The sequence below is a fragment of the Cupriavidus sp. Agwp_2 genome (assembly GCF_040784895.1).
Taxonomy (GTDB): Bacteria; Pseudomonadota; Gammaproteobacteria; order Burkholderiales; family Burkholderiaceae; genus Cupriavidus.
This window is the reverse complement of the sequence record NZ_CP088085.1, coordinates 143,353-170,300: the sequence shown is the minus strand read 5'-3', so window position 1 is coordinate 170,300 and position 26,948 is coordinate 143,353. Positions and strand designations below refer to the sequence as shown.

Annotated in this window: 18 protein-coding genes and 2 pseudogenes; 6 read left to right on the top strand and 14 right to left on the bottom strand. The window is 61.6% G+C overall.

Features of this window, described 5'->3' with window-relative positions; all coding sequences use genetic code 11:
- Nucleotides 1-1,085: 1,085 nt before the first annotated feature.
- From LPA45_RS31065 to LPA45_RS31045, 5 genes and pseudogenes are all read right to left on the bottom strand, one after another.
- Complete coding sequence (locus LPA45_RS31065; protein ID WP_317920168.1) at nucleotides 1,086-2,201, bottom strand: hypothetical protein; 1,116 nt, start codon at nucleotides 2,199-2,201, stop codon at nucleotides 1,086-1,088.
- Between the two features lie 347 nt (nucleotides 2,202-2,548).
- A pseudogene (locus LPA45_RS31060) lies at nucleotides 2,549-2,830 on the bottom strand (AMP-binding protein); the annotation flags it as partial.
- A gap of 145 nt (nucleotides 2,831-2,975) precedes the next feature.
- On the bottom strand, nucleotides 2,976-4,115 hold the full coding sequence (locus tag LPA45_RS31055; protein WP_317920167.1) for a hypothetical protein: 1,140 nt from the start codon (nucleotides 4,113-4,115) through the stop codon (nucleotides 2,976-2,978).
- Between the two features lie 14 nt (nucleotides 4,116-4,129).
- The gene (locus tag LPA45_RS31050) at nucleotides 4,130-4,606 is read right to left on the bottom strand and encodes a hypothetical protein (protein ID WP_317920166.1); all 477 of its coding nucleotides are present in this window, start codon (nucleotides 4,604-4,606) and stop codon (nucleotides 4,130-4,132) included.
- Nucleotides 4,607-5,039: 433 nt separating this feature from the next.
- Nucleotides 5,040-5,660 carry a tripartite tricarboxylate transporter substrate-binding protein gene (locus LPA45_RS31045; RefSeq protein WP_367395325.1) on the bottom strand — a complete coding sequence of 207 codons (621 nt, stop codon included), beginning with the start codon at nucleotides 5,658-5,660 and terminating at the stop codon, nucleotides 5,040-5,042.
- Here LPA45_RS31045 and LPA45_RS31040 point away from each other — a divergent pair.
- Together LPA45_RS31040 and LPA45_RS31035 are read left to right on the top strand one after the other, a co-directional pair.
- Entirely contained in the window at nucleotides 5,643-6,725 is a 1,083-nt protein-coding gene (locus tag LPA45_RS31040) for an IS630 family transposase (RefSeq protein WP_317924599.1), read from the top strand. The two genes, LPA45_RS31045 and LPA45_RS31040, sit on opposite strands and share 18 nt — an antisense overlap.
- A 12-nt stretch (nucleotides 6,726-6,737) precedes the next feature.
- Nucleotides 6,738-7,037 carry a hypothetical protein gene (locus LPA45_RS31035; protein ID WP_114132056.1) on the top strand — a complete coding sequence of 100 codons (300 nt, stop codon included), beginning with the start codon at nucleotides 6,738-6,740 and terminating at the stop codon, nucleotides 7,035-7,037.
- A gap of 19 nt (nucleotides 7,038-7,056) precedes the next feature.
- On the opposite strand, the pseudogene LPA45_RS31030 reads toward LPA45_RS31035, so the two are convergent.
- The 6 genes and pseudogenes from LPA45_RS31030 to LPA45_RS31005 form a co-directional block, all read right to left on the bottom strand.
- Nucleotides 7,057-7,491, bottom strand: a pseudogene (locus LPA45_RS31030) (Bug family tripartite tricarboxylate transporter substrate binding protein); the annotation flags it as partial.
- 102 nt (nucleotides 7,492-7,593) lie between these two features.
- A complete protein-coding gene (locus LPA45_RS31025) occupies nucleotides 7,594-8,358 on the bottom strand; it encodes an SDR family NAD(P)-dependent oxidoreductase (protein WP_022540126.1) in 765 nt (254 codons plus the stop codon).
- A 152-nt stretch (nucleotides 8,359-8,510) separates the two neighbouring features.
- A complete protein-coding gene (locus tag LPA45_RS31020) occupies nucleotides 8,511-9,677 on the bottom strand; it encodes an acyl-CoA dehydrogenase family protein (protein WP_116323808.1) in 1,167 nt (388 codons plus the stop codon).
- 249 nt (nucleotides 9,678-9,926) lie between these two features.
- On the bottom strand, nucleotides 9,927-11,057 hold the full coding sequence (locus LPA45_RS31015) for an acyl-CoA dehydrogenase family protein (RefSeq protein WP_116323809.1): 1,131 nt from the start codon (nucleotides 11,055-11,057) through the stop codon (nucleotides 9,927-9,929).
- Between the two features lie 49 nt (nucleotides 11,058-11,106).
- A complete protein-coding gene (locus LPA45_RS31010) occupies nucleotides 11,107-12,696 on the bottom strand; it encodes an AMP-binding protein (RefSeq protein WP_367395324.1) in 1,590 nt (529 codons plus the stop codon).
- Between the two features lie 79 nt (nucleotides 12,697-12,775).
- Complete coding sequence (locus LPA45_RS31005) at nucleotides 12,776-13,606, bottom strand: IclR family transcriptional regulator (protein WP_367395323.1); 831 nt, start codon at nucleotides 13,604-13,606, stop codon at nucleotides 12,776-12,778.
- Between the two features lie 89 nt (nucleotides 13,607-13,695).
- Between LPA45_RS31005 and LPA45_RS31000 the strand changes: the two genes are divergently transcribed.
- From LPA45_RS31000 to LPA45_RS30985, 4 genes are all read left to right on the top strand, one after another.
- Entirely contained in the window at nucleotides 13,696-14,907 is a 1,212-nt protein-coding gene (locus tag LPA45_RS31000) for an acetyl-CoA C-acetyltransferase (RefSeq protein WP_367395322.1), read from the top strand.
- Between the two features lie 64 nt (nucleotides 14,908-14,971).
- Entirely contained in the window at nucleotides 14,972-17,116 is a 2,145-nt protein-coding gene (locus LPA45_RS30995) for a 3-hydroxyacyl-CoA dehydrogenase NAD-binding domain-containing protein (RefSeq protein WP_367395321.1), read from the top strand.
- Between the two features lie 29 nt (nucleotides 17,117-17,145).
- On the top strand, nucleotides 17,146-18,123 hold the full coding sequence (locus LPA45_RS30990) for a tripartite tricarboxylate transporter substrate binding protein (protein ID WP_116323814.1): 978 nt from the start codon (nucleotides 17,146-17,148) through the stop codon (nucleotides 18,121-18,123).
- A gap of 110 nt (nucleotides 18,124-18,233) precedes the next feature.
- Nucleotides 18,234-18,605: an enoyl-CoA hydratase-related protein gene (locus LPA45_RS30985; protein ID WP_376790706.1), complete on the top strand. Its 372-nt coding sequence runs from the start codon at nucleotides 18,234-18,236 to the stop codon at nucleotides 18,603-18,605.
- Nucleotides 18,606-18,854: 249 nt separating this feature from the next.
- On the opposite strand, the gene LPA45_RS30980 is transcribed toward LPA45_RS30985, so the two are convergent.
- The 3 genes from LPA45_RS30980 to LPA45_RS30970 form a co-directional block, all read right to left on the bottom strand.
- The gene (locus LPA45_RS30980; protein ID WP_317925336.1) at nucleotides 18,855-20,111 is read right to left on the bottom strand and encodes a patatin-like phospholipase family protein; all 1,257 of its coding nucleotides are present in this window, start codon (nucleotides 20,109-20,111) and stop codon (nucleotides 18,855-18,857) included.
- 278 nt (nucleotides 20,112-20,389) lie between these two features.
- Complete coding sequence (locus tag LPA45_RS30975) at nucleotides 20,390-21,364, bottom strand: tripartite tricarboxylate transporter substrate binding protein (protein ID WP_233528474.1); 975 nt, start codon at nucleotides 21,362-21,364, stop codon at nucleotides 20,390-20,392.
- A 269-nt stretch (nucleotides 21,365-21,633) separates the two neighbouring features.
- The gene (locus tag LPA45_RS30970) at nucleotides 21,634-26,766 is read right to left on the bottom strand and encodes an AAA family ATPase (protein WP_367395320.1); all 5,133 of its coding nucleotides are present in this window, start codon (nucleotides 26,764-26,766) and stop codon (nucleotides 21,634-21,636) included.
- Between the last annotated feature and the right edge of the window lie 182 nt (nucleotides 26,767-26,948).

Below are 26,948 nucleotides of genomic sequence, written 5' to 3'. Positions count from 1 at the left end.
CCGGAGCGCGTCTTGATAGAGATCGGTTCGACGGAAATCCGCATCCGAGATCACGGAGGTTTGCCGCATCACGGCGCCAACTGGGATGGACTCGATCCAATCTGGCATGCGGGTCGCAAACTCCTGTTGAATCCTTCTCGCATGTTCGTCGATAAACCCAGTTGCAACAGCAAAGTTGGGACCGTTACTCGGTTCGAAGAACAACATATGCCACGATAGCTCCCCACCGTTGCAAACACCGACCTAAGCGCTCCGGTCCATTCCTCTGGGGCTAGCGCCGCTTGATAAAGCGTTCGGATCGCCTGATGAATGGTCTCGGCACGGGTCATTGCGCCCCTCCGCTGAGCAGAACACTCCCAAATGGGAGTGTTCGAATTGCACTGCACCAATAATATGAAATGACGAGACAATCCACTAGGTTGATTGTGTCTCGACACCTGTAGCTATGGCAGGACGAGCCCATTTCGGTGAGCGCCAATCGCACTCATCGAGAACTAGAAGCATTTTCAATTGCGGACCCGCCCTCTGAATGCGCTCCCAGCATTTAGGAGAACGTTGGGGTTGGTCAGATTGCACGGTACGTATTACGGTGCATCCGGTGGATCCGATCTCTCCGCAATACTTCGATCTTGCCTCAGGATCCGATTAGGGCGGAGTTGGGCACGGTGGATGCGAACGGGCAGACACTAGTTGGCGCGAATGGCAACCCTTCGAAGACCGAGGTGAGTCGCAGCGAGCGCTAGCCTATTTCTCGACTCGCCGCAGACAGCAATGCTTGCCGGCATCAGGCGCCGTTGCTGCGCCTTCGTCTTAGCGTATGTACCTGAACTTTCCGGAACCGAGCGCCTACATGCCGACGGGACTGAGCTGCTCGCGGGGCCGACAGACATCCACCCTTCTCCCTCAACAACGTAACCTCCCGCAACCCGGACAGACAATAAATGTCCAGGCAAAGTTGAAATGTCCGGACATTGAGGCTTTGCCGCTACAAATAATAAAATTTCTCAGTACGGGCGTTATGTGCAAAAGTACGCGGCTAAGCCTCAGCCCCTTGGTCCTGCCCCCTTCGTTGAAGCTTACCGGAATCAGTTCTCCGGCGCAGGCTCCTGACGCTTGCGAATCCACTCGGCAAACGCTTCGTCTTCGATGCGGTAGTCGCCCATGGCCAGACGGGTCACGACGTTATCGGCAAGCAAACGGCGCAGTGCATGGGCCGTGGTGTTCCGGGTGGCAGGCTTGCCAAGCATGGTACTCAGCTTTTCGAGTGTGGCGCTGGAGTGCAAATCGGACTCGCCGCGTGCTAGCAGGTATAGAATCGCCCGGTCAGCCGGCTTAAGCTGGCGCCACTGAGCGAGCGAGTGTTCGTCTGAGAAGACTGAGGCCTTTGTGTAGGCAAGCGCTGCGACGTCTCCCTGCGGTTGATAGAGCATGTACCTTTCGATAAACCGTTTGAAGAACTCCGGGGTGCGATGCAGTTCGTCGAACGCGCGCATACCCTGCTCCAGCGTTAGCTTCTGACGCGCCATGCTGTTCAGGAGCTTGACCGTGAAGGCAACGAACTCATCGCCAAGCAAGGGGAACGGCTCGAGAGGTGCCCAATTGAAGAACGGCTCCGACGCCCTCGCGAACATGGCGCGAAGGGTCGTCTCGGAACTGCCGGCAAAGATGACTTTGATGCGATCCTTGCGGATATCGAGCGCGGCGCGCAGGGCGTGAGCGAAATCGCTGTGGTCCGCGCCGGCCAGGACTTGGGCTTCATCAATCACGAGGAGCAGCGGCTTCTTGGTGCGGTCGAACTGCTTGAGTACTTCATGCAGCGCCGCGGTCCTGTCTACGCCAGCCTTTCCTAGCTCGGCTTCCAATGAACCCTCTACCCCACCTGGAATTTTCGCGCTGGCCTTCAACTTCCTGACCGGGGCGCGAAGCTTGGACAACAATGCGGCCGCTCCTTTGGGTTCGAGGGCGTCGCCAAGCGCTGCCACAAGGGCGTTTTCAGGCGAGGTACGGCTATCCCAGAGGTTTGTGTACGCTGTGAGGTAACCATGCTCAACGGCCGCCGGCATCAGGTCTCGGCGCAAGAACTCGGTCTTTCCCATTCGTCGGCGAGCGAACAGTCCCCGGGCTGCGGATAGTTTTAAGTCAAACGCATGCAGATACCCGTTTGCCAACTCGGGGCGGCCAAAGTGCCAGGGATCGGGCAAGCTCTTCTCTTCAGTTCTCATGAGATTTGAGAATTCTCAAAATTCGTGAGAAGTCATGATACAAGTCGCTCAGCGACGCGTAAAGGGCTAGCGTGCGGGCTCTGTCTTTTGAACGTTGGGAGCACCCGATGGGCGGCACCAGCACCGGTGGTGGAACCAACAACCACCGACGTGACAGGCTATGCCTCAAATCCAGAAGGGCTAAGGGTAGTCCATCGCGCTACCGCTGCTTTCAGACGAGTGCGGTAAGGCAACGTTATCGTGCATTATTCCGTCTGGAATTCGGACTCACGTTTCGCCAGGCGCCGCCGCGGCCAGATTCGGCTGGGAGGGGATGACAAGCCATGCCTGCCGACCGAATCCAGGAATTCGGCCGGGTCGAAGCGTTCGAACAGCACTAACTCCGTGCCGCGGAACAGATTGGGCTGGACGAGCATGCCCGACGCATGCGTGACCGGGCCCAGCAACGCCAGCCGATCGCCGGGACGTACCTCGCTGTCGGACAGCAGCACCTTGCGAAACGCGGCCAGGCGATTGCCGTAGCTCTGCATCGCAGCCTTGACTTTGCCTGTGGAGCCGGAGGAAAAATGCAGCACGGCAAGATCGCCGGGGCCACGCGGATGTCCAGGCGGCTCGTCGGTGGATTCCGGCCGAACGCGTCACAACCCAATAATTTCGTGATTGAAATTATTGATTGGGCATCCGGAACGGAGCGCCTGCGCGTCGAGGAACTCCTTTACAAGATAGGCATTCACCGAAACTGGCCAGCCCCCGCTAGCGCCCCGTCCGTCCAGCCGACTCATCGGTGAAGTGGTAAAGGTGCGTGTTGTCCGGCGCCTCGCCGATCCTCTCGCCGCTCGGGCGGAACTCGACCTGGCGCCGGTAGTTTTCGCTGTCGGCCCTGGCGTCGCGGGCCGCGAGCTTCAGCGCCTCAGGATAGGGCATGGGGTCCTTCGATTTCTCGATTTCGAGCAGCATCGTCTGTTCGTTGACACGAACGCTGTACCTACCGAGGTTGAAAAGGAGGTACATCGCCAGAAGGTTGTCATAGTCCTGGTAAGCCCCGGCGTCGCGGCGGAAGTCTAGCGACAGGACCGAGGGAAAGCGGTCGGGCAAGTCCTTGAAGGCCACTTTCTCTTCCTCTTGCGGGTCGACATAGGCCGAGCCACGGTACTTTTTATACAGCACCACGTCCATGCCGTACTTGCGCCGGCCCCACTCCTTGATCAGCTTCATCGCCATATCGGTAGGGACGTTGGCGGTGGCTGCCGCCACCACGCGCCGTCCTGACAGCACTCTCGCGCTGGTCACCTCCAGGTCGCGGTAGCCAGCCCCAAACCTGAAGGCGGCGCCGATGGTCTTGGCGCAGTTCAGGCGCAGGTAGTCGTACTTTATTTGGCCTCGGTGATACTCGGTGTTACTACGCTGCCGGTGATAGTCTTCGTTGATGCGCCGGAAATAAGCTGCCAGGGCCGCCCTTTCCGCCACTGGCACGCCGTAAACACGCACACCGATGACTGAGCGCTTGTAGATTTCGCCGAAGTCCAGCCCAAACGATGCTGTCTCGGCGACCGTGGAGATTGTCCTGAACAGATATTCCTGCTTGGGTATGGCGATCATCAGATCGGCGGTGTAGTAGCCGCTCGCGTGCTTGATGTCTCGGTCCGCATAAAAGTTGGCCGAATACACCACCTCGTCGCCAGCCAGATCGTCACGGAGCGCCAGTGCGATATGGCCAGCCGATCCGCGTTTGGACGTGCCAAAGCTGATCAGCAACTCCAGATCATAGGGATCCTCGCGAAGCCGTGCTGCGATCTGTTCAATGTTGGCGGGCTCCGGCCCGCCCTTACTGCCGAATTCGGTGGCAAGGGCCAACCGGGGCGATAGAATCGCTACAGCGACGAACCAGAGCACCAGCCTCGTTCTCATTATTCCCCCAGCCCTCGGGACGGCCAATGGCTAACCATTTGGAACGCCTTTTCCGGAGACATCCCCTCCATCACCAGCATTACAAGCTCATCCCGGTAGTTGCGGATTTCGTTAGGAAGTTCTGCCTTATGGGCCCGAAAGTGAGCCGCCACCATCTCGAGCGCCTCTGGCTCTTTCGGCTTCCGCTTCACGGGCGTGGCATCGGTGTCGAGCAACGAGTACGAGCCAATCAGTGAACTCCTCTTGCTCTGAGCTTGGCGCTCCCCCAGCTTGCCGAGGGCGTTTGCCACCCAATACCCACCCCAAGTATTCACGACGTTCTTGCCGAGGGCAGCGCACTGAATCTCATAGCGGCGCCGCCATTCTGGGTTGCTCTCTATCGCACCGAAGACTTCATCGATGACGTGTTCCGTGTATGGTGTGGGCAAGGTGTTCAGTACTTCTCGCACCAGGAATTTGACGTCGGCAGTTTTCATTCGCTCCTCGCGTGAGGCCTATCGATGCAGCATAAATTTCAGAAAATCAAGAACTTAGGCTGACCCAGAACCCGGTTAGGTTTGCAAAACGTCGCAAATTACACCGAAATCAAGACTACGCCCTGTGGAACACCTTTGGCAGGCCCGGATGCGAAAAAAATGGGCAGGTGCGTCCAGCGTACATGCATTCGAGCCCCTCCGAACAAAGCGCAGTGGAGGGCGTTAATGTCTCCTTTTCGAAATTGCTGTCGTGTTGTATCACGGGGGCGTACTCGGCAACCTTTCTTGGTAAATCGCCAAGGCGTGCGGAGTCCAGATAATCCAGGCTCAGGTTCACCGTGACCGCGCTTTTCGAGCCCCCGGATTCCAGTACCTACGTAGGAACCGATGCAGCACCGTGCGGCTAGCGGCGCGTGGTGTCACTCACGCCAGCCTAGTCAAGACTCAGATTCGAATGACGGACGATCTGGCCCCAAAGTCGCTGCTCGCTGTCGACGAAGGCAGCGAACTTCGCCTGCGGCTGCCCTCCCGGGAGGCTTCCCATCTCCCTGATCTTCGCCACGACTTCCGGATCGCGCATGGCCTTGATCAGGCTGTCCTGCAGCTTGGCGACAATGGCCGGCGGGGTCTTGGCGGAGACGAAGAATCCGGCCCAGCCCGTCACCACGAAGTCATTGACGCCTGCTTGCGCCATGGTGGGCACCTCCGGCAGGCTGGCAACGCGTTCCGCGCTGGTAACTGCCAGGGCGCGCAGTTTCCCAGAGCGTATTTGCGGCAGCGCTTGCGTGAGGTTGTCAAACATGAAGGTGGTTTCACCGGAGACCAGCGAGGTGGTCGCGGGAACCGAGCCGCGGTAAGGCACGTGAATGGCCTTGGTGCCGGTGCGCATCCCAAACATTTCACCGCTCAGGTGCGTGGTTTGCCCGATGCCGGCGGAGGGGAAGCTAAGCTGCCCCGGCCGGCTCTTGAGTTCCGCGACTAGTACAACATCCCGTAAATAGCTTGAATAATTAATCGTCTCCGATATCATGGCGGGATGAGTCGAGGTCGCCATGCAACGCCAGTGAAGCTGGCGAAGAAAGAAAGACAGGAACTGCTATCGCTGATCGAGCGGAAGACGGCAGCGCAGCGAGATGTGATGCGGGCGCGAATCGCGTTGTGGGCCCACGAGGGCCACTCCAATACAGCCATTGCGCGGGAGCTGGGGATATCGGTGCAAACGGTCTGCCTGTGGCGCAAGCGCATTGCCCAGCAAGGTGCCCAAGGCATTCGCGAGGGTGAGCGCAGTGGTCGTCCGCCCCGCATCACACAGGAAGCACGATTACAGTTGATCGCGCTGGCGTGTGAAACGCAGGAACCTGAGGGACGGGTCACGCCCACGCTCGACGAGATTGTGGCGCGCGCCGTGGAGCGCGGCGTCGTCGAGCAGATCAGCCGCAGCCAGGTGCAGCGCATTCTGCAGGCCGGCGACGTGCGTCCGCACCGGGTCCAGCAATGGCTACATAGCCCAGACCCGGCGTTTCGCGAGAAGGTCAACGGGATTTGCACGCTGTACCGCAAGGCGCCTCGAAACGCGGTGGTGCTCAGTATCGACGAGAAGACCGGCATTCAGGCCATCGAGCGTAAGTACCCGGGACGTGCCCCCGCGCCGGGGCGACTGCGTCGGCGTGAGTTTGAATATATTCGTCACGGCACCCAGGCATTGATTGCCGCGCTCGAAGTGCATACCGGACAGGTGCTGGCAGAATGCCGCGACCGGCGCACCCAGGACGATCTGGTCGCCTTCATGGAGCGCGTGGCAAGCGCGTACCCGGGCAAACAGGTGCACGTCGTCTGGGATAACCTGAACACGCATCGCGCCGAAGCAGTCTGGCAGGTGTTCAACGCGCGGCACGATGGGCGGTTTCACTTCCACTTCACGCCATTGCACGCGAGTTGGGTCAATCAGATCGAGCTCTGGTTTGCCTGCTACACGCGCCGAGTGCTGCGCCAAGCGAGCCACACCAGCATCGCGCACCTGCGCGAGCGCACCGAACAGTTTGTCCGCGCGCACAATCAGGTGGCCCGCCCGTTCAAATGGAGCTTCCGGGGCTATCCGCTACAAACCGGCGCATCGTAATCGAGAATCGACATGCCAGCCTTACCCGCCAAACACTACGCTGCCGAATTGCAGGGGCAACTGCGCAGCCTGCTCGGCCACGAGCAGATCATCACGCAAGCCTACGGGCGTCACCTGCTGATCAAACGTCTGGACGACGAGGAGCCGACCGTGGTGGCTCGGCTGACCGAGCTCGGCCGCAATCGTTATGGCGCCGCCTTTCGCACCCATAGTGGGCGTTGGGAGCCGTTGCCAGGCGCAGGCTCGCTCGACGAGATGGCCCAGTTGGTCGTCACGCTCCTGGAGCCGTACCTACAGCCTGATAATTATTAAACCTATTTGCGGGATGTTGTACTAGCTCCGTGACCGTCCTGATCGGGGACTGCGCGTTGACCACCAGTACATTCGGGAACACGATCAGATCGGTGAGCGGAATAAAGTCCGCGGGGCGATAGGGCAGTTGCTTGTAGGCGCTGTAGTTGATAGCGTGGGAACCGGTATTCCCCGCCACCAGGGTGTAGCCGTCTGCTGGCGCCCGAAGCAGTGCCTGCACGCCGATAATGCCACCGCTTCCGGGGCGATTGTCGATGATGACAGGCTGGCCCAGCAGGCCAGTAAGCTTCTGTGCCATGAGGCGGGCCGGAATGTCGATGGTGCCCCCCGGCGCTCCCGGAACGATGATGGTGATCGCCCGCTCCGGCCAGGCTGCCGCAGCCGGCGTCGTGACGGCGGCCGAGAATGCAGCCACCAGCGACAATCCCGCCTTGATCAATAGCTTGAAACGCATGGTTTTTCTCCTCCACGTAGTGGTGTCGCGCCAGTGGGCCGGCCGGATCATTCCGGCTCTTGCAGTCCCACTGCGCAAATTTGTGTGCGCCCGGCGCGGTCGTTAGCGCGCGGCCATCCGGATGGCACCGTCAAGGCGAATGGTTTCGCCGTTGATCATCGGATTTTCAAGGATGTGCAGCGCCGTCGAAGCAAACTCGTCCGGCTTGCCCAGGCGTGCCGGATGCGGAACGGAAGCGCTCAGCGCGGCTCGCACAGTCTCCGGCAGGCGATCCAGGATGGGGGTATCGAACACGCCCGGCGCGATGGTGCTGACGCGGATCAGGCGCTGGGCCAGGTCGCGCGCAGCCACAAGCGTCATGCCGACCACGCCGGCCTTGGCGGAGGCGTAGGGAATCTGGCCAATCTGACCCTCGTAGGCAGCCACCGAGGCGGTGAGCACGCAGGCACCGCGCTCACCGTCGACGGGCTCGTTCTTTGCCATGCGTGCCGCCGCCAGCCGCAGCGAGTTGAAGGTGCCGATCAGGTTGATCCGTACGATCGATTCGTATTTCTCGATCGATCCCGGTGTTCCGTCCTTCTCGACCAGCCGCACGGTACCGCCCAGTCCCGCGCAGTGGACCAGCGCGCGCAGCGGGCCAAGCGATTCGGCCGTGTCGTAGACACGGCCCATCTGCTCCGTATCGCAGACGTCCGCCTGCACGAATCTCGCCTTGTCGCCAAGTACCTGCATGGCGGCGGCACCCCGCTCTGCCGACAGGTCGGCGATGACCACGGCGACGCCTCGTTCGAGCAAGCGGCGGGCGGTGGCAAGTCCCAGGCCAGAGGCGCCCCCGGTAACCACGGCAGACATGTTTTCAAGCTTCATCTTGGTTCTCCTATCCTTCTTGGTGTAATTCACCCTGGATCGACTGTCGCGATCCGGGTCAACGCCGCGCAATGGTTGCGGCGTGCGGTCATGCGCCCAGGCGCGTAGCGGACGCGGCAGCGGCCGCCAGCGGTAGGCGATTGCGCGTCGATTCAGTACGATTTCGGCAGGCCCAGCACGCGCTCGGCGATAAAGCACATGATCAGTTGCGGGCTGACCGGCGCGATACGCGGGATATACGACTCGCGCAGCAATCGTTCGACCCGGTACTCGCGCGAGTAGCCCATGCCGCCCAGCGTCAGGATGGCGGTCTGGCAAGCGTTGTGCCCTGCTTCCGCAGCAAGGTATTTGGCGGTGTTGGCCTCGGCGCCGCAAGGCTCGCCGGCGTCGTACAGCGCGGCAGCCTTGAGCATCATGAGGTTGGCCGCCTCGAGCTGCATCCATGCCTGCGCCAGCGGATGCTGCACCCCCTGGTTCATGCCGATCGGACGGCCGAACACGACGCGCTCCTTGGCATATTGCGTGGCGATGGCCAGCGCCGCGCGGCCGAGGCCGACGGCCTCGGAAGCGATCAGGATGCGCTCCGGATTAAGCCCGTGCAGGATGTACTCGAAGCCGCGCCCCTCCTCCCCGATGCGGTCTTCCTCGGGAATGAACAGGTCGTCGATGAACAGCATGTTGGTGTCGACGGCAGCGCGGCCCATCTTGTCGATCTCGCGGATCTCGATCTTGCTGCGATCTATCCTGGTGTAGAACAGCGACAGCCCGTCGGTGGGCTTCTTCACCGATTCCAGCGTCTGCGTGCGCGCCAGCAGCAGCATGCGGTCCGCCACCTGTGCGGTCGATATCCAGATCTTTCGGCCGCTCACCGAATAGCCGCCCGGCACCTTCCGGGCAAAGGTCTTGAGCTTGGATGTGTCGAGCCCCGCATCGGGCTCGGTCACGCCGAAACAAGCTTTTTCCTGGCCGGCGATCAGGGGCGGCAGGTAACGGCGCTTCTGTTCATCGGTAGCGAACACCACCACCGGATTCAGGCCGAACACGTTCATGTGCACTGCCGAGGCGCCGGTCATGCCCGCGCCCGACTGCGAGATGGTCTGCGTCACCAGCGCGGCCTCCAGAATGCCCAGGCCGGCGCCGCCATACGCTTCCGGCATCGCTACGCCAAGCCACCCGCCTTCGCACAGTGCCTTGTAGAACTCATGCGGATAAGTGCCGGACTTGTCGAGCCGGTCCCAGTACTCCATGTCGAACTGCGAGCAGACCGCCTGGACTGCCTCGACGATGGACTTCTGCTCTTCGGAAAATTGGAAATTCATTTCTGATCCTTGCTCAGATTGTGGAATCGGACCGGGTGCCACAGCTTTCCATCGGACCGCGGTGCCGGCCTTGCCTGAAGCTGGCCATCCTCTTCAACGCAAATGCCGCGTGCGACGTTGTGCGGATGCCTGGCTGCGTCATCCGGACTGAGCAACGGGGCGAAGCAGACATCAATACTTTCCAGCAATGCACACTCGCAGAGCCGGCCGCCGCTGCTCCCGTCTGACCAGCGACCGGGTTCTCCCCGCTCACAGGCTGCGGCCGATGATCTCCTTCATGATCTCCGACGTGCCGCCATAGATCCGCTGCACGCGGCTGTCCACGAATGCCCGTGCGATGCCATACTCGCGCATGAAACCGTAGCCGCCGTGCAGCTGCAGCAGTTCGTCGACTGCCTGCCCTTGCGCTTCCGTGGCATAGAGCTTGGCCATGGCAGCCATTTCGCTGGTGAGCTCTTTCTTGAAATGCAGTGCGATGCAGTGATCGATGAAGACACGGCAGGCGACGGTCTTCGCCTTGATTTCCGCCAGCTTGAAGCGCGTGTTCTGCAGGTCGAACACCGGCTGGCCGAAGGCCTTGCGGCTCTTGGTGTATGCAATGGTTTCTTCCAACATGGTTTCCATCACCACCGGGCTACGCACCGAGACCATCAACCGTTCCTGCGCGAGTTGGTGCATCAGGTAGCCGAAACCCTTGCCTTCCTCGCCCAGCAGGTTGGCGGCAGGCACGCGCACTTCATCAAAGAACAGCTCGGACGTGTCCTGCGCCTTCAGGCCGATCTTCTCCAGCAGCGGGCCCTTGGTGAAGCCGGGCGTGCCGGCTTCCACCACGATCAGGCTGATGCCGCGCGTGCCGGCGGCGGGATCGGTCTTGCACGCCACGATCACCAGGTCTGAATTGGCGCCGTTGGTGATAAAGGTCTTCTGCCCGTTGATGACGTAGCTGTCACCGTCGCGCCGCGCGGTGGTGCGCAGCGATTTCAGGTCGCTGCCGATGCCCGGTTCGGTCATGGCGATCGCGCCAATCTTTTCGCCGCGGGCCATCGGCGGCAGCCAGCGCTCCTTCTGCGCCTCGGTGCCGTAAGCGAGGATGTACGGCGCCACAATGTCGGAGTGCAGCGGAAAGCCCGGGCCGGTGGCCAGCACGCGCATCAGCTCTTCGATCACGACAATGGAATGTCCGAAGTCGCCACCACCGCCACCGTACTGCTCCGGGATGGCGCACAGCAGCAGGCCTTCGCGGCCCGCCTTGAGCCAGGTTTCGCGCGGCACGCAGCCGACCTTTTCCCATTCGTGGTGGTAGGGCGCGATCTCGCGCTGGACGAATTTGCGTACCTGGTCGCGGAACTGTTCGTGATCTTCACGGAGGGCTGTTCGCATGGGGATGTCTCCTTTGGATGGTGCTTGTCTGGGTTGCCAGGCGTGCGGCTCAGCTGGCGGCCGCGGCCGGGCTTTCTGCAGCCGCTGCAGCAGCGGCTGCGTACTGGTTGATGAGCAGCCGCTTGTAGAGCTTTCCGTTTTCAAGCCGCGGCAGCGCCTTGACGAAATCCACGCTGCGTGGGCATTTCACGTGCGAGATGTGCTGGCGGCAGAAGTTCAGAATCGCCTCCGCCAGTTCCGGCGTGGGCTGCTGTGCTGACTGCAGTTCGACCACCGCCTTGACTGCTTCGCCGAACTCCGGATGCGGCACGCCGATGACCGCGACATCCGCCACGCCGGGATAGGTGGCAAGAAGGTTTTCAATTTCCTGCGGGTAGATGTTTACGCCGCCGGACAGGATCAGGTCAGTGCGGCGCCCGGAGAGATAAAGAAAGCCGTCCTCGTCCACGTGGCCGATATCGCCGAAGGTCGCGCAGCCATGCGCATCGTAGGCGTCGGCGGTCTTTTGCGGATCGTTGTGGTAGGCAAAGCGCGGCGCGCCCGAGAACCATATGCGGCCCTGCTGCCCTGCTGGCAGCTCCCGGCCCGCCTCGTCCTTGATGTGGATCGTGCCCAGCAGCGCGCGCCCTACCGTGCCCGGCCTGCGCAGCCACTGCTCGCTGTCGACGCCGGTCAGGCCAATGCCCTCTGAGCCGCCGTAGTACTCGAACCAGACCTTGCCCCACCAGTCGATCATGCGCTGCTTGACGTCGGGCGGGCACGGCGCGGCGGCATGGATCGCCACGCGCATGCTCGACAGGTCGGCCTGCGCACGCACGGCGTCGGGCAGTGCCAGCAGGCGGATCATCATGGTCGGCACCCATTGGCTGTGCGTGACGCGGTGCTGCGCGATCAGCCGCAGGGCCTGTTCGGCGTCGAAGCGGCTTGACACGATGTTCTCGCCACCCCAGTCGATATTGCGCATCACGCTGCGCATGGGCGCCGCATGATAAAGCGGTGCCATGGTCAGGTAGACGGTGTCACGGCCAAACTTGAAGAATTCGCGCCAGACCACGGCGTCATAGGCGTCGCGCAAGCGGTCGGCGAACGGCACCAGCGGGCGCCGGATGCCCTTGGGCTTGCCGGTTGTGCCGGAGGAGTATAGGAAGTCGCGTCCCACCGCGCGCTCGGGCAGGGGCGTGCCGGTATCATAATCCGCAAGAGCTTGAGCAAAGGACAGGAAGCCGGGCGCTTCGCCGTCGAGCAGGTACTTGTCGCCGGTCCAGTCCTCGCCGATGGCGGCGGCCAGTTCCACGGTCTTGCGCGTCGCGACCAGCAGCCTGGCACCGCAATCGCGCAAGATATATTCCACTTCCGAAGGATTCAGGTGCACGCTTACAGGCGTGTAGTAGAGTCCCGCACGCCGTGCGCCCCAGGCCAGGGCGAACATGGCCGGGTGGTTTTCCATCAGCAGCGCGATCCCCTCGCCCTCCTTCAAGCCAGCACCGATCAGCCATTGCGCGACCAGGTTGGCGTGCGCATCGAGTTCACCGTAGGTCAGGTTCAATGTCGCCTGCCCATCGGTCAGCCGTACGGCGGCTTTGTCGGGTTGAACCTGCGCCCAATGGGCAAGCCGGTCCACGGTCTGTAGTGTCTCCATTGTCTCCTCTCTCCTCTGGTCCGGCCCTGCTCGTTTGCGCGGACCCGGATCTCCGTTACGTCAACCCGTCACAGCCAGATCAGCCATAGCTGGCTGGGGGAATGCCCAGCGCGGCCTCAATGCTGCGCACCATCGTGGCCAGGCGCGGACCCACGTCCTCCTCCAACTGGCCCGGCCGCAATTCGAAGCTCGGCACGGTGCAGGCGAACACGTAAATCTCGTCCGGCACGTTGGACCGCACCGGCACGGCGACGGCGTCGAGTTGGTGATGCAGGTCACCGTGGCTGATGCAAAAGCCGCGTTCGGCCAGGTTCTTGCGCGCTTCCGACATGCGATCGGCCAGCCAGGTGCCGTGCTCGGGATCGCTTGCGCGCATCGCCTCGACATAGCGCTCCCGTTGTTCGGGGGGCAGTGCCGCAAGGTAGGCCCGTCCCTTTGCCGTGCGCGACAGCGAGATATGGCTGCCCATCGCCGGCCGCACGGTCTCGCATTCCTTGGCCTGGGCCAGTTCGATAAAGACCAGGTCCAGGCCCGCGCCCAGTCCCAGCGAAACCTGGCCCCGCACGCGATCGGCCAGGGCCTGCATTGGGCCGAAAGCCAGCTGGCGGATACGCACCCGCGCCAGCAGCGGCGAAGCCAGGCGCGCCAGCCCGGGTGCCGGCTGAAAACGGCCGGTCAGTTCGTCGTAGCGCAGCAGGCCGGCCTCGCACAGCGTCGAGGCCAGGCGGAACAGCGTCGGCCTCGGCAGGCCGGTAGCGGCCATCAGGTCCCGGGCGTTCAACTCCGGCGTCGCGGTGGTGAAGGCCTGGAGGATCTGGATGCCGCGCGCCAGCGCACTGCCTGCGGCAGTTGCGCCACTTTCGGCTTGCAACTCGGATGGAAGCTCTTGAATTTGAGATTCACGTTTCATTTTATATCTCCGTTTCACAAATTATGGACACATGATTTGACTTGCGCAACTATTTTCGAGACACTCATCTCACTTTTTGAGGAGACGCGATGACTGAAGCATTCATCTATGACGCCGTACGCACCCCGCGCGGCAAGGGCAAGCCCGGCGCCGGCGCGCTGTATGAGGTTAAGCCGATTGATCTTGTCGTCACATTGCTGGAAGCGCTGCGCCAGCGCCACGACCTGGATCCAGCGCGCGTGGATGATCTCATCATGGGCATCAGCTCCGCGGTCGGTGACCAAGGCTCCTGCCTGCCCCGCATCGCTGCCCTGTGCGCGCCAGGCGGCTGGACGCAGGTGCCCGGCATGGCACTGCAGCGTTTCTGCGGCGCCGGCCTGGAAGCGATCAATATTGCCGCGGAGAAAGTCCGCTCTGGCTGGCACGACCTGATTGCCGCCGGCGGCGTTGAGTCGATGTCGCGCCTGGGCCTCGGCGCCTCCGGTGGTGCATGGATCTATGACCCGGCCACCAGCCTGAAGATCGCTTATGTGCCGCAGGGGTTCAGCGCCGACATGGTTGCCGCGCTGCATGGCTTTGGCCGCGAACAGCTGGACAGCTATGCGCTGCGCTCGCAGGAACTGGCCGCGGCTGCCCGCCGCGAAGGGAAGTTCTCGCGCTCGCTGGTACCGGTGCGCGATGCCAGCGGGCTGGCGATGCTGGACCACGACGAATACATTCGCGAGGAAACCACGTCGGCGTCGCTGGCGTCGCTCAAGCCGGCCTTTGGCGGCGCGGCTGGCGCAGCCAACGCCGTGGTAGCCCGCCAGCGCTATCCCGAACTCGACCATATCGATGCCGTGCACACCGCCGGCAACTCCTCGGGGATCGTCGATGGTGCCGGCCTGGTGCTGGTCGGCAGCGAGCGCATCGGGCAGGAGCTTGGCCTGCGCCCGCGCGCGCGCATCCTGGGTACGGGCCTGGCGTCGGTCGAAGCCACGCTGATGCTGACCGGCCCGGTGCCGGCCACGCAGAAGGCGCTGGCCAAGGCCGGCCTGCGTGCCGACCAGATCGACCTGTTCGAGGTCAACGAAGCCTTTGCCGCCGTACCGCTGCATTTTGCCAAGACGCTCGGCGTGCCGCTGGAGAAGATCAACGTCAACGGCGGCTCCATCGCCATGGGCCATCCGATCGGCGCCACCGGCGCGATCATCGTCGGCACCCTGCTCGATGAACTGGAACGCCGGCAGCAACGCTACGGCGTGGCCACGCTGTGCGTGGCCGGCGGCATGGGCGTGGCCACGGTCATCGAACGCCTCTGAGCCCCCCTTAGATATCCAGAACCACGCGCGCGGCGCGATCAGCCCGCCCTGCCGGAGACCCCAGATGCAAGCCCCGATCCAGTACCACAAGTCCGCCGACGGCATCGTCACCCTCACTTTCGACGCGCCGGAACAAAGCGTCAACACCATGTCCGACGCCATGCGGCAGTGTTTTGCCGACATGGTGACCCGCCTGCAAGCAGAGAAAGACGATATCGCCGGCGTCATCCTGACGTCCGCCAAGGAGACCTTCTTCGCCGGCGGCGACCTGAACCGCCTCTACAAGATGCAGCCCGCCGATGCGCAGCGGCTGTTCGAAGCCACTGAGCTCGGCAAAAACACGCTGCGCCGGCTCGAAACGCTGGGCAAGCCGGTGGTGGCCGCGCTTAATGGCACCGCGCTGGGCGGTGGTTTCGAGATCGCGCTGGCCTGCCACCATCGCATCGCGCTGGACAAGCCCAAGGTCCAGTTCGGCCTGCCCGAAGCGACGCTGGGCCTGATGCCCGGCGCCGGCGGCGTGGTACGCATGACCCGCCTGGTCGGCCTGGCTGCCAGCCAGCCGTATCTGCAGGACAGCAAGCTGATGTCCCCTGCCGAGGCAGTCAAGAGCGGGCTGGTTCACGCGCTGGCCGACTCGAAGCAGGCGCTGCTTGACGCCGCGTGCGCCTGGATCATCGGCCACCCCGCGAGCACCCAGCCCTGGGACGTCAAGGGCTACGTGCCGCCGGGCGGCTGGAACGATGCGGACGGCCCCAAACGCTGGATTTCCACCGCCGCTGCCGCGGTACGAGCCAGGACCAAGGGGTGTTACCCGGCGCCGGAAGCGATCCTGTGCGCCTCGGTCGAAGGCATGCAGGTTGACTTCGACACCGCCAGCCGCATCGAATCGCGCTACTTCGTGCAGCTCGTTACCGGCAAGGTATCCAAGAACATCCTGCGCACCTTCTGGTTCCGTGCCAACGAGATCAAGTCGGGCGCGCAACGTCCGCAAGGCGTGGCCAAGGGCAAGGTCGGCACGCTGGCCGTGCTCGGCGCGGGCATGATGGGCAAGGGCATCGCCTATGCGGCCGCCGCGCGCGGTGTCGATGTGTGGGTCAAGGACGCCACCCTGGCGCAGGCAGCCGGCGCGCGCGATGCCGCCGACAAGCTGCTCGCCAAGCGCGAAGAGAAGGGCGAGATCGATGCCGGCCGCCGCCGCGAGATCGTGGAGCGCATCCATCCGGTGGAACGCTACGAAGACCTCGCCCACGTCGACCTGGTGATCGAAGCCGTGCCCGAGAACCCCGCACTGAAGGCCGAGATCACAAAATCCGCCGAGCCGCTGCTGGCCGACGGCGCGTTCTGGGCCTCGAACACGTCCACGCTGCCGATCACCGGTCTGGCCAAGGCATCGGGGCGCCCGGACCGCTTCATCGGCATGCATTTCTTCTCGCCGGTGCATCGCATGCAGCTGGTGGAAGTGATCAAGGGCGAGCAGACCTCGAAGGAGACGCTGGCCCGGGCACTGGACTTCGTCATTCAGCTCGGCAAGACCCCGATCGTCGTCAACGACAGCCGGGGCTTCTTTACCAGCCGTGTGTTCAGCACCTTCACGCGCGAGGGCGTGGCGATGCTGGGTGAAGGCCAGGACCCGGCCGCAATCGAGGCGGCGGCCGCATTTGCCGGTTTTCCCGTGGGACCGCTCGCGGTACTGGACGAAGTCAGCCTGAGTCTGTCCTATAACAACCGGCTTGAGACGCTCGCAGCGCATGCAGCCGAGGGCCGCCCCCTGCCGGCGCACCCAGCCGATGCGGTCATGAAGCGCATGCTCGACGAGTTCGGCCGCAAGGGCCGCGCCGCCGGCGGCGGCTTCTACGAGTACCCGGCAGAGGGCGGCAAGGCGTTCTGGAGCGGACTGGCGCGCCATTTCCTGCGCCCCGACGAGCAGTTCCCGCAGCAGGACAAGCAGGACCGGCTGCTGTTCTCCATGGCGCTGGAATCGGTGCGCATCCTGGAGGAAGGCGTGCTCGACAGCGCGGGCGACGGCGACATCGGCTCGGTGCTTGGCATCGGCTTTCCGCGCTGGACTGGCGGCGTGTTCCAGTTCCTCAACCAGTACGGGTTGGACAGGGCGGTGGCGCGCGCCACGTACCTGGCCGAACGCTATGGCGAGCGCTTCGCGCCCCCGCCACTGCTGCAGGACAAGGCAGCCCGCGGCGAACAGTTCTGACCTTACTAGAGCATTGAAAGGAGACAACCATGCAACCCTCTAAGACGCTCGCCACTGTCCTTGTTGCAGCATCTTTCGCCGGCGCCGCCACCTCCGCCCTTGCCGCGGACTTCCCAAGCCGGCCGATCCGGCTGGTAGTGCCCTACGCTGCCGGCGGCACCATCGACCTGATGGCGCGCATGCTGGGACCGAAGCTGCACGCCGCGCTGGGCCAGCCGGTGGTCGTGGAAAACCGCCCCGGCGGCGGCACCACGATCGGCGCCACTGCCGTGGCGCGGGCCGAAGCCGACGGCTACACGCTGTTCCTCGGCTCTAATGCGGCCTTCACCATTAGCCCGCAGGTGATGCCGAACGTGCAGTATGACCCGCTGCGCAGCTTCGCGGCAATCGGCACGCTGGCGTCGTTTCCGAACCTGATCCTGGTCGCCCCGCAGTCGCCGTACAAGACGGTGGCGGACGTGGTGCAGGCCGCGCGCAAGTCGCCGGGCAAGATCAGCTACGCATCGTTCGGCGTCGGCAGCACAGCGCAGTTGTCTGGCGAGGCGATCAAGGTCGCCTCCGGCGCCGACATCATCGAGGTGCCCTACAAGAGCGGCGCGCAGTGCGTGCAGGCGCTGCTTTCTGGCGAAGTCACGTTTGCCTTCGACACGGCCATCGGTTCGGTGCAGCGCGTGAAGTCGGGCCAGCTGCGCGCGCTGGCGGTCACGTCGTCGAGCCGCCTGCCCGACCTGCCGCAGGTGCCCGGCATCACCGAAGCGGGCTATCCGTCGGCCGACGTGATTGCCTGGGTGGGCCTGTTCGCGCCGGCAGCCACGCCGCCCGCCGCACGCACCGTGCTGAGCGACGCGGTGCGCAAGCTGATGAGCGATCCGGAGGTAAAGCGCCAGTTTGCCAATCTGGGGGTGCAGGCCAGCTACCTGGATGGCGATGCCACCATGCAGAAGATGCGCAGCGAATACGTGCGCTTCGGCAAGCTGGTGGAGCAGGCCAGGATCCGCGCCAATTGAGCGAACCGGCCAATGCACTGACCCTTAGTCTTGCCTAAAGCGATAGATCGCTGAGTTCTGCCTGTCACGGAACTCAGCCCTGACGCTTTCGCCCTGCCTCCGAAATGACGATGAGCTACACGACCCTCTCCCTCGCCCGCGAAGGCCACCTCACACGCGTCACCCTGAATCGTCCCGACGTCCGTAACGCCTTCAACGATATCCTGATCGCCGAGCTGACCAGCGCTTTCAACACCTTGTCTGAAGCCGAGGACGTTCGCGTCGTTGTCCTGGCAGCCAATGGCACCGCGTTCTGCGCAGGCGCCGACCTGAACTGGATGAAGCGGATGGCAGGTTACTCGCGCGAAGAGAACTTCGACGACGCCAAGCAGGTTTCCACTACCAGTATCTCCATAAGCTGCGGCGATCCGATTGTTGACTTTCGGCAGCTGTGGAAGGTCGACTGGAAACACTACTTGAAGAGGCCGTTTATGAATCCTTAGGCGTCACGCTTTTCACCCTGACAGCATTGATCCAACAGAACAACAACGTCATCCCTTGGCATCATCCGCTTCAGTAGCATCCGCATCCAGAGATCCCACTGGTGCGTCATGCCAGAATTCGGCGCGCTGGCACTGGGGGACTACAGGCGTAGCGCCCGGAATCGAGCTGGGGCATCACACTGAGGGACTGAGGTTGGTCCACGGGCGGCTTGGCGGACATCACAAGCCGCGGCTAGGCATGCTGCGCGACTATCGCGGCGCAGTCGCTTCGCGCTCGAACTCGCGGATCACCGGATTCCCAAGGATGGCATCCCTTCCCGCTTCGATCAGACGGTCGACGTCCCTCTCGGGCAGGCGAAGCCTGGTCGGCAGCTCGTTCAGACTTGCAGCACGGTCATTGTCGAGGGCCTCAAACGAGATCCGCGTGACGAAGAACTCGACATCATTGCACTGCCAGCCCGGGCGGCGTGCAGCGATCTCCTGCTGCAGGGAATGCGGCATTCCACACCGATAGGCCACGAGGTCGTCGCGCCATTGCTGCATCATGGGAACGAATGCGTCATAGCTCATCCGAACGTTGGTCGCCATTGCCGCGTCGATGGCCGCGCTTGCGACTTCGATTCCGGATGGGCCAACCTGCCGTTGGTTCCAATCGCCGCGCGGGCCCTGCCCGGCGTCTACCACAATGAAAAGTAGCCGCCGCACACTGATCGCGTCGTTCTCGCTCATGGGACCGTAAGGCGTTCCCAACAGCACACGCGATTGCAGAATGGTGGCCAGGCCGTAGTTGTCGGTCACCCCGCCGTCGACAAGCTTGATGTACTTTCCTTTCGAAGTGTCCCGGTGACCGCGAACGGCGTTTGCCAACGCGCCAAGCAGCAGCGATCGCCCAGGCGCGTGGGCGTGGTCAAGGCTCGGCAGCGGCGCACTGCAAGCCTCGGGATGCTTCTGCAGGACGATCGGCGCGAAGAAGAGCGGGACCGCCATGGAAGCGGCGACAGCCTCGGAGACGGGAAAGCTTGAAAGATCACTGCATAACGCATCGAATGCCAATTGGCTGAACGGGAACGCGACCCGGTAGTAGACGTTCGTAGCGTTGATCCAGACGATTGGCTTGCCGCGGCGGAACATGTCGGCAAACGTCGCGCCCTTGAACACGTCCTCGTCGAGCCATGTCCGGAGATCTTCCCGATCGTTGAGCCCGCCGGCGAAGAGGCGCGCCAGGTTGATCGGATTCAGCAGACTGAAGCGAAGTCCCGCCTCGCCGTCCTTCAAGAGCACTGATCGAAAGGTCGTCAGGCTGCTCTTGCCATGCAGACCGTAGTACGCTGCGGTGATCGAGCCTCCTGACACGCTGCTGATAAATGCGACGTTGTCGAGCAGGGACGCGTCCGCAGGAGCTCTCATAACGTCGAGCCCCTGCAGCGCGCCGAACGCGAAGGCTGCGGCTCGCGTGCCACCGCCAGAAAACGACATGGCGACGGCTGTCGGGCCGACGACGTCCATGGGCTCGCGCAAGGGCGCGGTTGCACTGCCAGCCGCGGCCTGAGGCAGATTGCGCGGAGCATTGTGTGGAAGCGACCCGCAGGCGCTGAGTCCCGCAAGTAGAAGCAGCATCAGAGTGGGATAGCCCCCGCCGCAGCCGTGCCGAAGTCTCCCGTGCCCCCCGATGCGCCAAGGCAGACCGCGCTTGCGGCAACGAGCGGGGTCATGTCGAAATTTCCACATTTGACTAGATCAGTTCATTAGAGCTTCGAACGAGTGTACCGGCGAATGTGCTGCAACTAGTCCATAGCAAGGCCCCTGTCGGCAATCACCCTCGCCCAACGTTCGCGCTCGCTGTGAATAAAAGCCTTGAAAGACACCGCCCCCGCATAGAAGATCTTGAAACCAAGGCCGGAAACCGGCACTTTGAAGGACGCATCCGACAACACCATTTCCACTGCACGGTTCAGTTTCTGGATCCTTGCCTTCGGCGTTCCTTTAGGCGCGAGAATACCGTACCAGCCTTCCACTGACATGTTGCGCACACCAGCCTCGGCAAAGGTAGGAGTGTTTGGTGCGATAGTTAGCCTGGCTTCGCTCGCGACTGCCAAAGGTCGCAATTTTCCCGCCGCAACGTATCGAAGGCTATCCGGCCCAGCAAAGACAGCGTCCACGTCTCCACTCATCACAGCTGTCACTGCTTGGACGCCGCCGTGGTAAGGAACATGAGTAAGTTGAGTCCCCGTCGCCTGCGCTAGCAGTTCTGCTGCGAGGTGGCTGGTGTTCCCATATCCCGATGAAGCCATGGTAACCCCACCAGGAAACGCCTTGGCGTGATTGATCAACTCGGACACAGACGAGAACATCGACGTTCGTCGCGTGTAAAGAATTAAGGGCTGCTTGGCGAGTAGAGAAACGGGTTCGAAGCTTCTCACCGGATCATAGTCACTTGCCTTGCTCAGGAGCGGCCCGATCGCGTAGGCAGCAAGCACCAACACAAGCGTATACCCATCGTTCTTTGCGTTCGCCACATGTCGCAAGGCAATCTGGCCTCCTGCGCCCGGCTTGTACTGAATGACTACATGGGTACCCAGCACCTTTTGCAGTTCGGCGCTTAGCGGCCGGGCCAGCAGATCGGCTGGCCCGCCTGGAGGATATGGTACGACAATGGTGATGGGTCGATCGGGGTATGCCGCCCATATGGGCTGCGCGGAGAGAAACAAACAGGCCAACCCCGCAAGACCGAGTGAAGTCTTTCGGCGTTTGATGGGCAATGCCCCTGATCGAGAGTCCGAGGCATGGAACAAGCTCCGGATCCAATTGAAAGGAGCGAAAAGTTTAGGTCGCATACTGGCTCAGGAAAACAGCGAGGGAAAGCGGAAACGCAGATTCACTCTGCAAGATGGGGGAGCCGGGGGCTCCTCCTCAAATAGCCCTATTTTCCTGTCGACGCCGACTGGCGTTGCAGGAATCCGCCCGTTACACCACTTGCCATAGCCATACCGTCCCTCAATTGCTTCTATTGCTTGGAGTCAACGCATCGTCAAATCGTTCTTGCCTTGGGCAAGCTGAAGCGGAAGACCGTGCCCTGGGGTTGACGAGGTTCAGCCCATAGCTGGCCACCGTGACTTTCGACGATCGAAAGGCAGATTGCGAGCCCCATGCCCAAGCCTTCGGGTTTCGTCGTAAAGAACGCATCAAACAAGCGGCTCCTTGCATTTTCATCAAGCCCAACGCCACGGTCGGACACGGCCACCGTCACTCCGTCTGGGCTTGACACAGTCTGAACCGACAGTATTCGCTGCGGCATATCCTCAGCGCGCATTGCCTCTAAGCCATTCATGACCAAGTTCAGAATGACCTGTTGCAATTGCACCCGGTCCCCGGTGACATGGGGCAAGTCCGGGCTCAACGTGGTTTCAATGGTGCAGCAATGCCGGCTCGCTTCCCCGTCGATCAGACCAAGCGTTTGCATGATCACAGAATTGATGTCAAGGGTATTCCTCGGCCCAGAAGTCTTTCTCAACATTGACCGCATGCCTACGATGACGTCGCTGGCCCGCTGACCTTGGGCCACAATGGCTGTCAGTGCCTCGCCGACCTCGTTCAGATCGGGCACCTTTCTGTTCAGCCATCGAACTGCCGCATTGGCGTTAGCGACGACAGCAGCCAATGGCTGGCTTACTTCGTGGGCAATCGATGATGCAAGGGCACTCATTGTCATCACGCGTGAGACGTGAGCCAACTCGACTTGTGCGCGATGCAGTGCGTCGTCAGCCTGCTTCCTTTCCTCATAGAGGCGACTGTTCTCCAGTGCGGTGGCTGCCTGGAACGCTAAAAGCTTGATGATTTCCGTACGTGCCGGCACGAACACGCGGGGGGCGAGTTCGTTCTCAAGGTAAAGCACGCCCACCAACTTCGCTTGGTTCAACAACGGAAGGCATAAAATCGATCGAATCTTTCGTCGTTGGAAATATGGATCGCTTGCAGCCACAGTCGGGAGGAACGCGTCATCGAGCACGACGTGCTCCTGTCCTTGGATCACCTGGCAAATCAAGGACAGCGGGACATCGTCCGAACAGGGCGTTCGGCGCTCGTGATTTATCGCGATATCGCTGCCGGCCACCCGCGCCTCTGCTACGACGCGAAACTCGTCTTGCAAGGGCAGGAGTAGTACGCCGCGCGAAGCACCCGCTTGCTCAATGGCTGTACGAACCAGCATCTCGATCAGTCTGTCGAGACTGATTTCCCCGGACACTGTTTGGGATACCGCAATAACGGTAGAAAGATCCAGATGCTTGATCGGCGTGTCGATAGTCCCCGACAAGCGGACGGAGCGGGATTCATTTGCAATGCTCGGGTAAAGGGCGTCGATCTGCCAAACCTTCGCGTCAGCACCCCAATAAGAGTAACAATGCCGCGCCTCGAGCAGATATCCGCGCGATGCCTTTTCGAGGCCGCTATGCAGGTAAAAGCGCGCAGCAATCTCATTGGCCATCGCGCGAACATGTACGAAGTCGTTGTCGCGAGCCGAGGCGATTGCCGACTCATAGCCATGCATTGCCTGGAGGCTTTGCCCTTCGAGACGAGCGATCTCCGCACCGACTAGTGCGGCACGACAGGCAAAGGTGCTCGGACACAGTTCGGCCCACGAAAGCAATTGACGGTGATGTTCCGCAACTTTCCGAAGCGAGTCCCCAGCGCGATTCTCTTCCTTTGATCCAACGCAGGCGGCTATCGCCAGGGCAGCATAAAAGTGATACTCGACCTGTTCAAAGTAGGCGGGCGACGTCCACATTAAGGCTTGCGCCTTGTGAGCACACTCGGCGGCCACGGCATAGTCGCCCGCCAAGTATCGGGCCTGCATTTTTCGAATCCAATACCAGCTCGTTGCCAGAAGCCTACCGATGTCACCCTGCAGATAGCTTTCGAAAGCCGCTTCGTCAAAGTCTTCGGAATCAAGAACGCCGAAAACGGGTGTTTCACCTCGTAGCATGCGCACCAGTTGCATGCGCGGGGCGATGCGGTCCCTGACGAGGTCATATCTATCACCCCAGGTCGCAATGCTGCCTTGCTCCATGGCTGCTTGCACGCTTGCCAGACTTTCACCCTGAGCCAGCCCGTGCGTGATGCGATTGCTATGGATGTAAGCGGCATAGGTAAAATTATGCGTGGCTTCCGTGACTTTCAACGCCTGATCCAGAACATCGCGCGCGACGTGAAGGGGCTGACTCCAGTGCAGGACATTGCCACCAACAATTTGGAAAACTCGGGCACTGTACCGTTCGTTCCCGCTGCGCTCGGCCAAAGCAAGAGCGACACGCCCGAAAGCACAGGCAGCGGACGTTACCCCTGGCTTGGAGATTAGGAGCATGCTAAGCCAGCCATACACCATTGCCGATTCGTCGCTGTTGCCGTAGCGCAGGCTAAGATTGACCATGCGGAATATCACGAGCCGGCGAAGGTTGTCGTTCGAATGCCAGGCTGGCTGCATTAGGGCCACCAGCACGCGCATCGTACCGAGGACCTCTGGCTCGACCATGCAACGATGCTCACAGAGCTGCTCAATGGGCAGGGTACCGATCTGCCGCCACATCGCTTCCTCTTCCAGTCTCACAACCTCGAGGGACGGTTGGCTAGACCAATGTACCCCTGCGCGACCAAGGTATTGAAGGCCAACCGATACTGCCTCTTCTCGGCGCCCCACCGTAAGCAGCAGTTCGAGCTGCAGTTGCGTGATGAGCGCCAATTGCCGTAGGTCCGCAGCTGTTCGAGCCAAATGCGCAAGGCGTCTTTCTGCGGACTCCAATTGTCCAGTATGAAATTCACATTCCGCCAAATGCTGGGCAATGAGAAACGCTAAATCATGCCGACGCAACCATGTCTCATCATCGAGATTCTCGGCCGCGGCGCCGAGATACTGATGTGCAGTAGGATAGGCCGATGCCATCTTCGCCCGAAGCGCAGCGGCTAAATTCAGTTCAGCCAAGCGCTCACGTTCAGATGGCGTTCTGACGAGCTTCGCGCCAAGATTGAATTGCTCGACGATAGTGAAGATGTTGTCGTCAAACTCCTCAGAGGGCACTTGGGCAGCGAGCTGGCGACCGATCCGAAGATGTAACTGAAGACGATCAGCTTCTGGAATGAGCGCGTACGCCGCCTCATGGATGCGATCATGCCGGAATTGCACTACATTCTCTCTTCGGGTGACCAGACCGGCCCGAATCGCATCCCATAGGCATGGCACTACGGCCCGTTCCTGATCAGACCAAACGCGATTCAAGTTTTCCAGGGTGGAATCGTTCCCAAAACATGCCAGAAGCTGCAGGGCCTTTTGCGTGTCAGAGCGCAGGCGGCCGATTCTACCTAACATGAGCTCGACGACGTTGTCCGTAAAGCCCTTCGAACGGATCTGCTCCAGGTCCCACGCCCACAGGCCGGCACCATGGTCCAATCCTAGCATTCCGTCTTCCACCAGTTCGGTAAGAAACTGAATCACGAAGAAGGGATTGCCTGCAGTTCGTTCTTTTACCAGGCGAGCAAGCGGTGCGCTCGCTTGCGTCGAGCAATGCAGCGTATCGGCCAACATCTGCCCAAGGCTCGCCACATCAAGATCGGCTAACTCAATCTCGCAAACACGGTGTCCATCATCGCGAAGCACTCCCGCGCTGACCATAAGCGGATGCCCTGCCACGACCTCATTCTCACGGTACGCGCAAACGACCAGCACCCCTGGAAGGCGGTGGTCCGCGATTAGGCGCTGGACGAACGTGATCGTTTCCTCGTCCAACCACTGAACGTCATCCAGAAAGATTGTCAGTGGCGCTGAGTACTGAGCCAGCACGGCTATCAACGCTTCAAGCGCCTCTCGGAGCCGGCGCGCCGCCTCCCCGGGTTGCAGATCGGAGATGGAGGGATAGCGGCCCAGCATCTGTTCTAACTGTGGAACAAGGGGCGCGAGCAAGGCGCCATCTGACGCCACAGCCTTTGCCAGCATTGTGCGCCAGATTGTCTGTTGCTCAACGGGCATCGAAACGAACCGTTGCAGTACGCCACCCAATGCGTGTGCCAAAGTCGCATAGGGAATGGTCTTTTCCCGCAACTCTGCCTTGCCTGATGCCAACAGGCTGCAGTCCTCGACCATAACCCGCCGCAGTTCGTTCACAACTGACGTTTTTCCAGCGCCAGAATAGCCGGACACCAGGACAAGCTCATTGCGGCCTGTCGCCCTTACCCGCCCCCACGCCTCGGAAAGCGCAGCAATTTCCTTTTCCCGTCCATACAGGCGATCCGGAAACGAAAGCCCTTCTGAAAGGTCGTGCTGGCCAAGTTGGAACACTACGATAGACTCTGCTATGCGCCATTCACTTTGACAGCGTTGCAGATCTGCTTTGAGCCCCGCGGCGGTCTGATAACGCTCGTCCGGAGACTTGGCAAGCAACTTCATGACGAGATCCGACACCACCCGGGGTATGCCTGATATCCGCTCCGCCGGCGTCAAGGGCTGGCGTGCCAGATGGTAATGGACCCAGTCTTTCGGCGCGCTCGCGTTAAACGGCAGTTCGCCACACAGCATTTGGTAGAACGTGACGCCGATCGAGTAGAGGTCACTGCGCGTGTCGATCGCGCGGTTCATCCAACCCGTCTGCTCGGGCGACATGTACGCCAACGTTCCGACGATGTCGTTGACCGTTACGACCTCATGCACATCCCGTCGAACCAGCGAAGCATTGCCGAAGCCTGTGAGCCACACCTGCGTATGCCACGGCGCCACAAGGATATGCCCAGGCTTCAAATCTTTGTGAACAAGACCGCTTTGATGCAACTGGCCGACTGCGGTGGCAATTGCAATGGCGAGATCCAGAAAATCGCCAACATCCAGTGCCGTCCCCATAACACGGCTCAACGGCTCGCCGCCGGGGTCGGCCAGGAAGAGGGCCGCGCTACCGCTTGCGCGCTGAATTTCGACCGGCGACACCGCCCACGCGGCGTCGAGCAACTCGCGCAACTCGAATTCGTGCGCCAACTTGGAGAGCGTCCCTGGACAAGGCTTCTCCGCTAAAGGCCGGACCATCAGGACCGATCGTTCGGTACCCCTCGGCACATATCTTCCGAACGAACGGTCACCTTCTTCCCAGAACAAGTCAAAACCGCTTTCCGCGCCAGCGTAAAACATAAACGTAGAACTCCTAAGGCTTGCTGGTGGCGGAGCCGAAGGCCCCTTAGGTCACTTAAATGGCGGCGCTTGGAAGTTGCCGGCGGGCATTGTACCGGTGCCGCGTCGCTTGCCACGTACGACGAGACCATAAGGCGTTCGTATGAATGCCGTTGCGAGGTATTCTCATCGTAAGTGGTGGC

Excerpts from the sequence above, each read along its gene's own strand:
- LPA45_RS31050 (WP_317920166.1), bottom strand. The coding sequence starts at position 4,606 with ATGAAAACTGCCGACGTCAAATTCCTGGTGCGAGAAGTACTGAACACC.
- LPA45_RS31040 (WP_317924599.1), top strand. The coding sequence starts at position 5,643 with ATGAGTCGAGGTCGCCATGCAACGCCAGTGAAGCTGGCGAAGAAAGAA.
- LPA45_RS31045 (WP_367395325.1), bottom strand. The coding sequence starts at position 5,660 with ATGGCGACCTCGACTCATCCCGCCATGATATCGGAGACGATTAATTAT.
- LPA45_RS31035 (WP_114132056.1), top strand. The coding sequence starts at position 6,738 with ATGCCAGCCTTACCCGCCAAACACTACGCTGCCGAATTGCAGGGGCAA.
- LPA45_RS31025 (WP_022540126.1), bottom strand. The coding sequence starts at position 8,358 with ATGAAGCTTGAAAACATGTCTGCCGTGGTTACCGGGGGCGCCTCTGGC.
- LPA45_RS31020 (WP_116323808.1), bottom strand. The coding sequence starts at position 9,677 with ATGAATTTCCAATTTTCCGAAGAGCAGAAGTCCATCGTCGAGGCAGTC.
- LPA45_RS31015 (WP_116323809.1), bottom strand. The coding sequence starts at position 11,057 with ATGCGAACAGCCCTCCGTGAAGATCACGAACAGTTCCGCGACCAGGTA.
- LPA45_RS31010 (WP_367395324.1), bottom strand. The coding sequence starts at position 12,696 with ATGGAGACACTACAGACCGTGGACCGGCTTGCCCATTGGGCGCAGGTT.
- LPA45_RS31005 (WP_367395323.1), bottom strand. The coding sequence starts at position 13,606 with ATGAAACGTGAATCTCAAATTCAAGAGCTTCCATCCGAGTTGCAAGCC.
- LPA45_RS31000 (WP_367395322.1), top strand. The coding sequence starts at position 13,696 with ATGACTGAAGCATTCATCTATGACGCCGTACGCACCCCGCGCGGCAAG.
- LPA45_RS30995 (WP_367395321.1), top strand. The coding sequence starts at position 14,972 with ATGCAAGCCCCGATCCAGTACCACAAGTCCGCCGACGGCATCGTCACC.
- LPA45_RS30990 (WP_116323814.1), top strand. The coding sequence starts at position 17,146 with ATGCAACCCTCTAAGACGCTCGCCACTGTCCTTGTTGCAGCATCTTTC.
- LPA45_RS30985 (WP_376790706.1), top strand. The coding sequence starts at position 18,234 with ATGAGCTACACGACCCTCTCCCTCGCCCGCGAAGGCCACCTCACACGC.
- LPA45_RS30980 (WP_317925336.1), bottom strand. The coding sequence starts at position 20,111 with ATGGACGTCGTCGGCCCGACAGCCGTCGCCATGTCGTTTTCTGGCGGT.
- LPA45_RS30970 (WP_367395320.1), bottom strand. The coding sequence starts at position 26,766 with ATGTTTTACGCTGGCGCGGAAAGCGGTTTTGACTTGTTCTGGGAAGAA.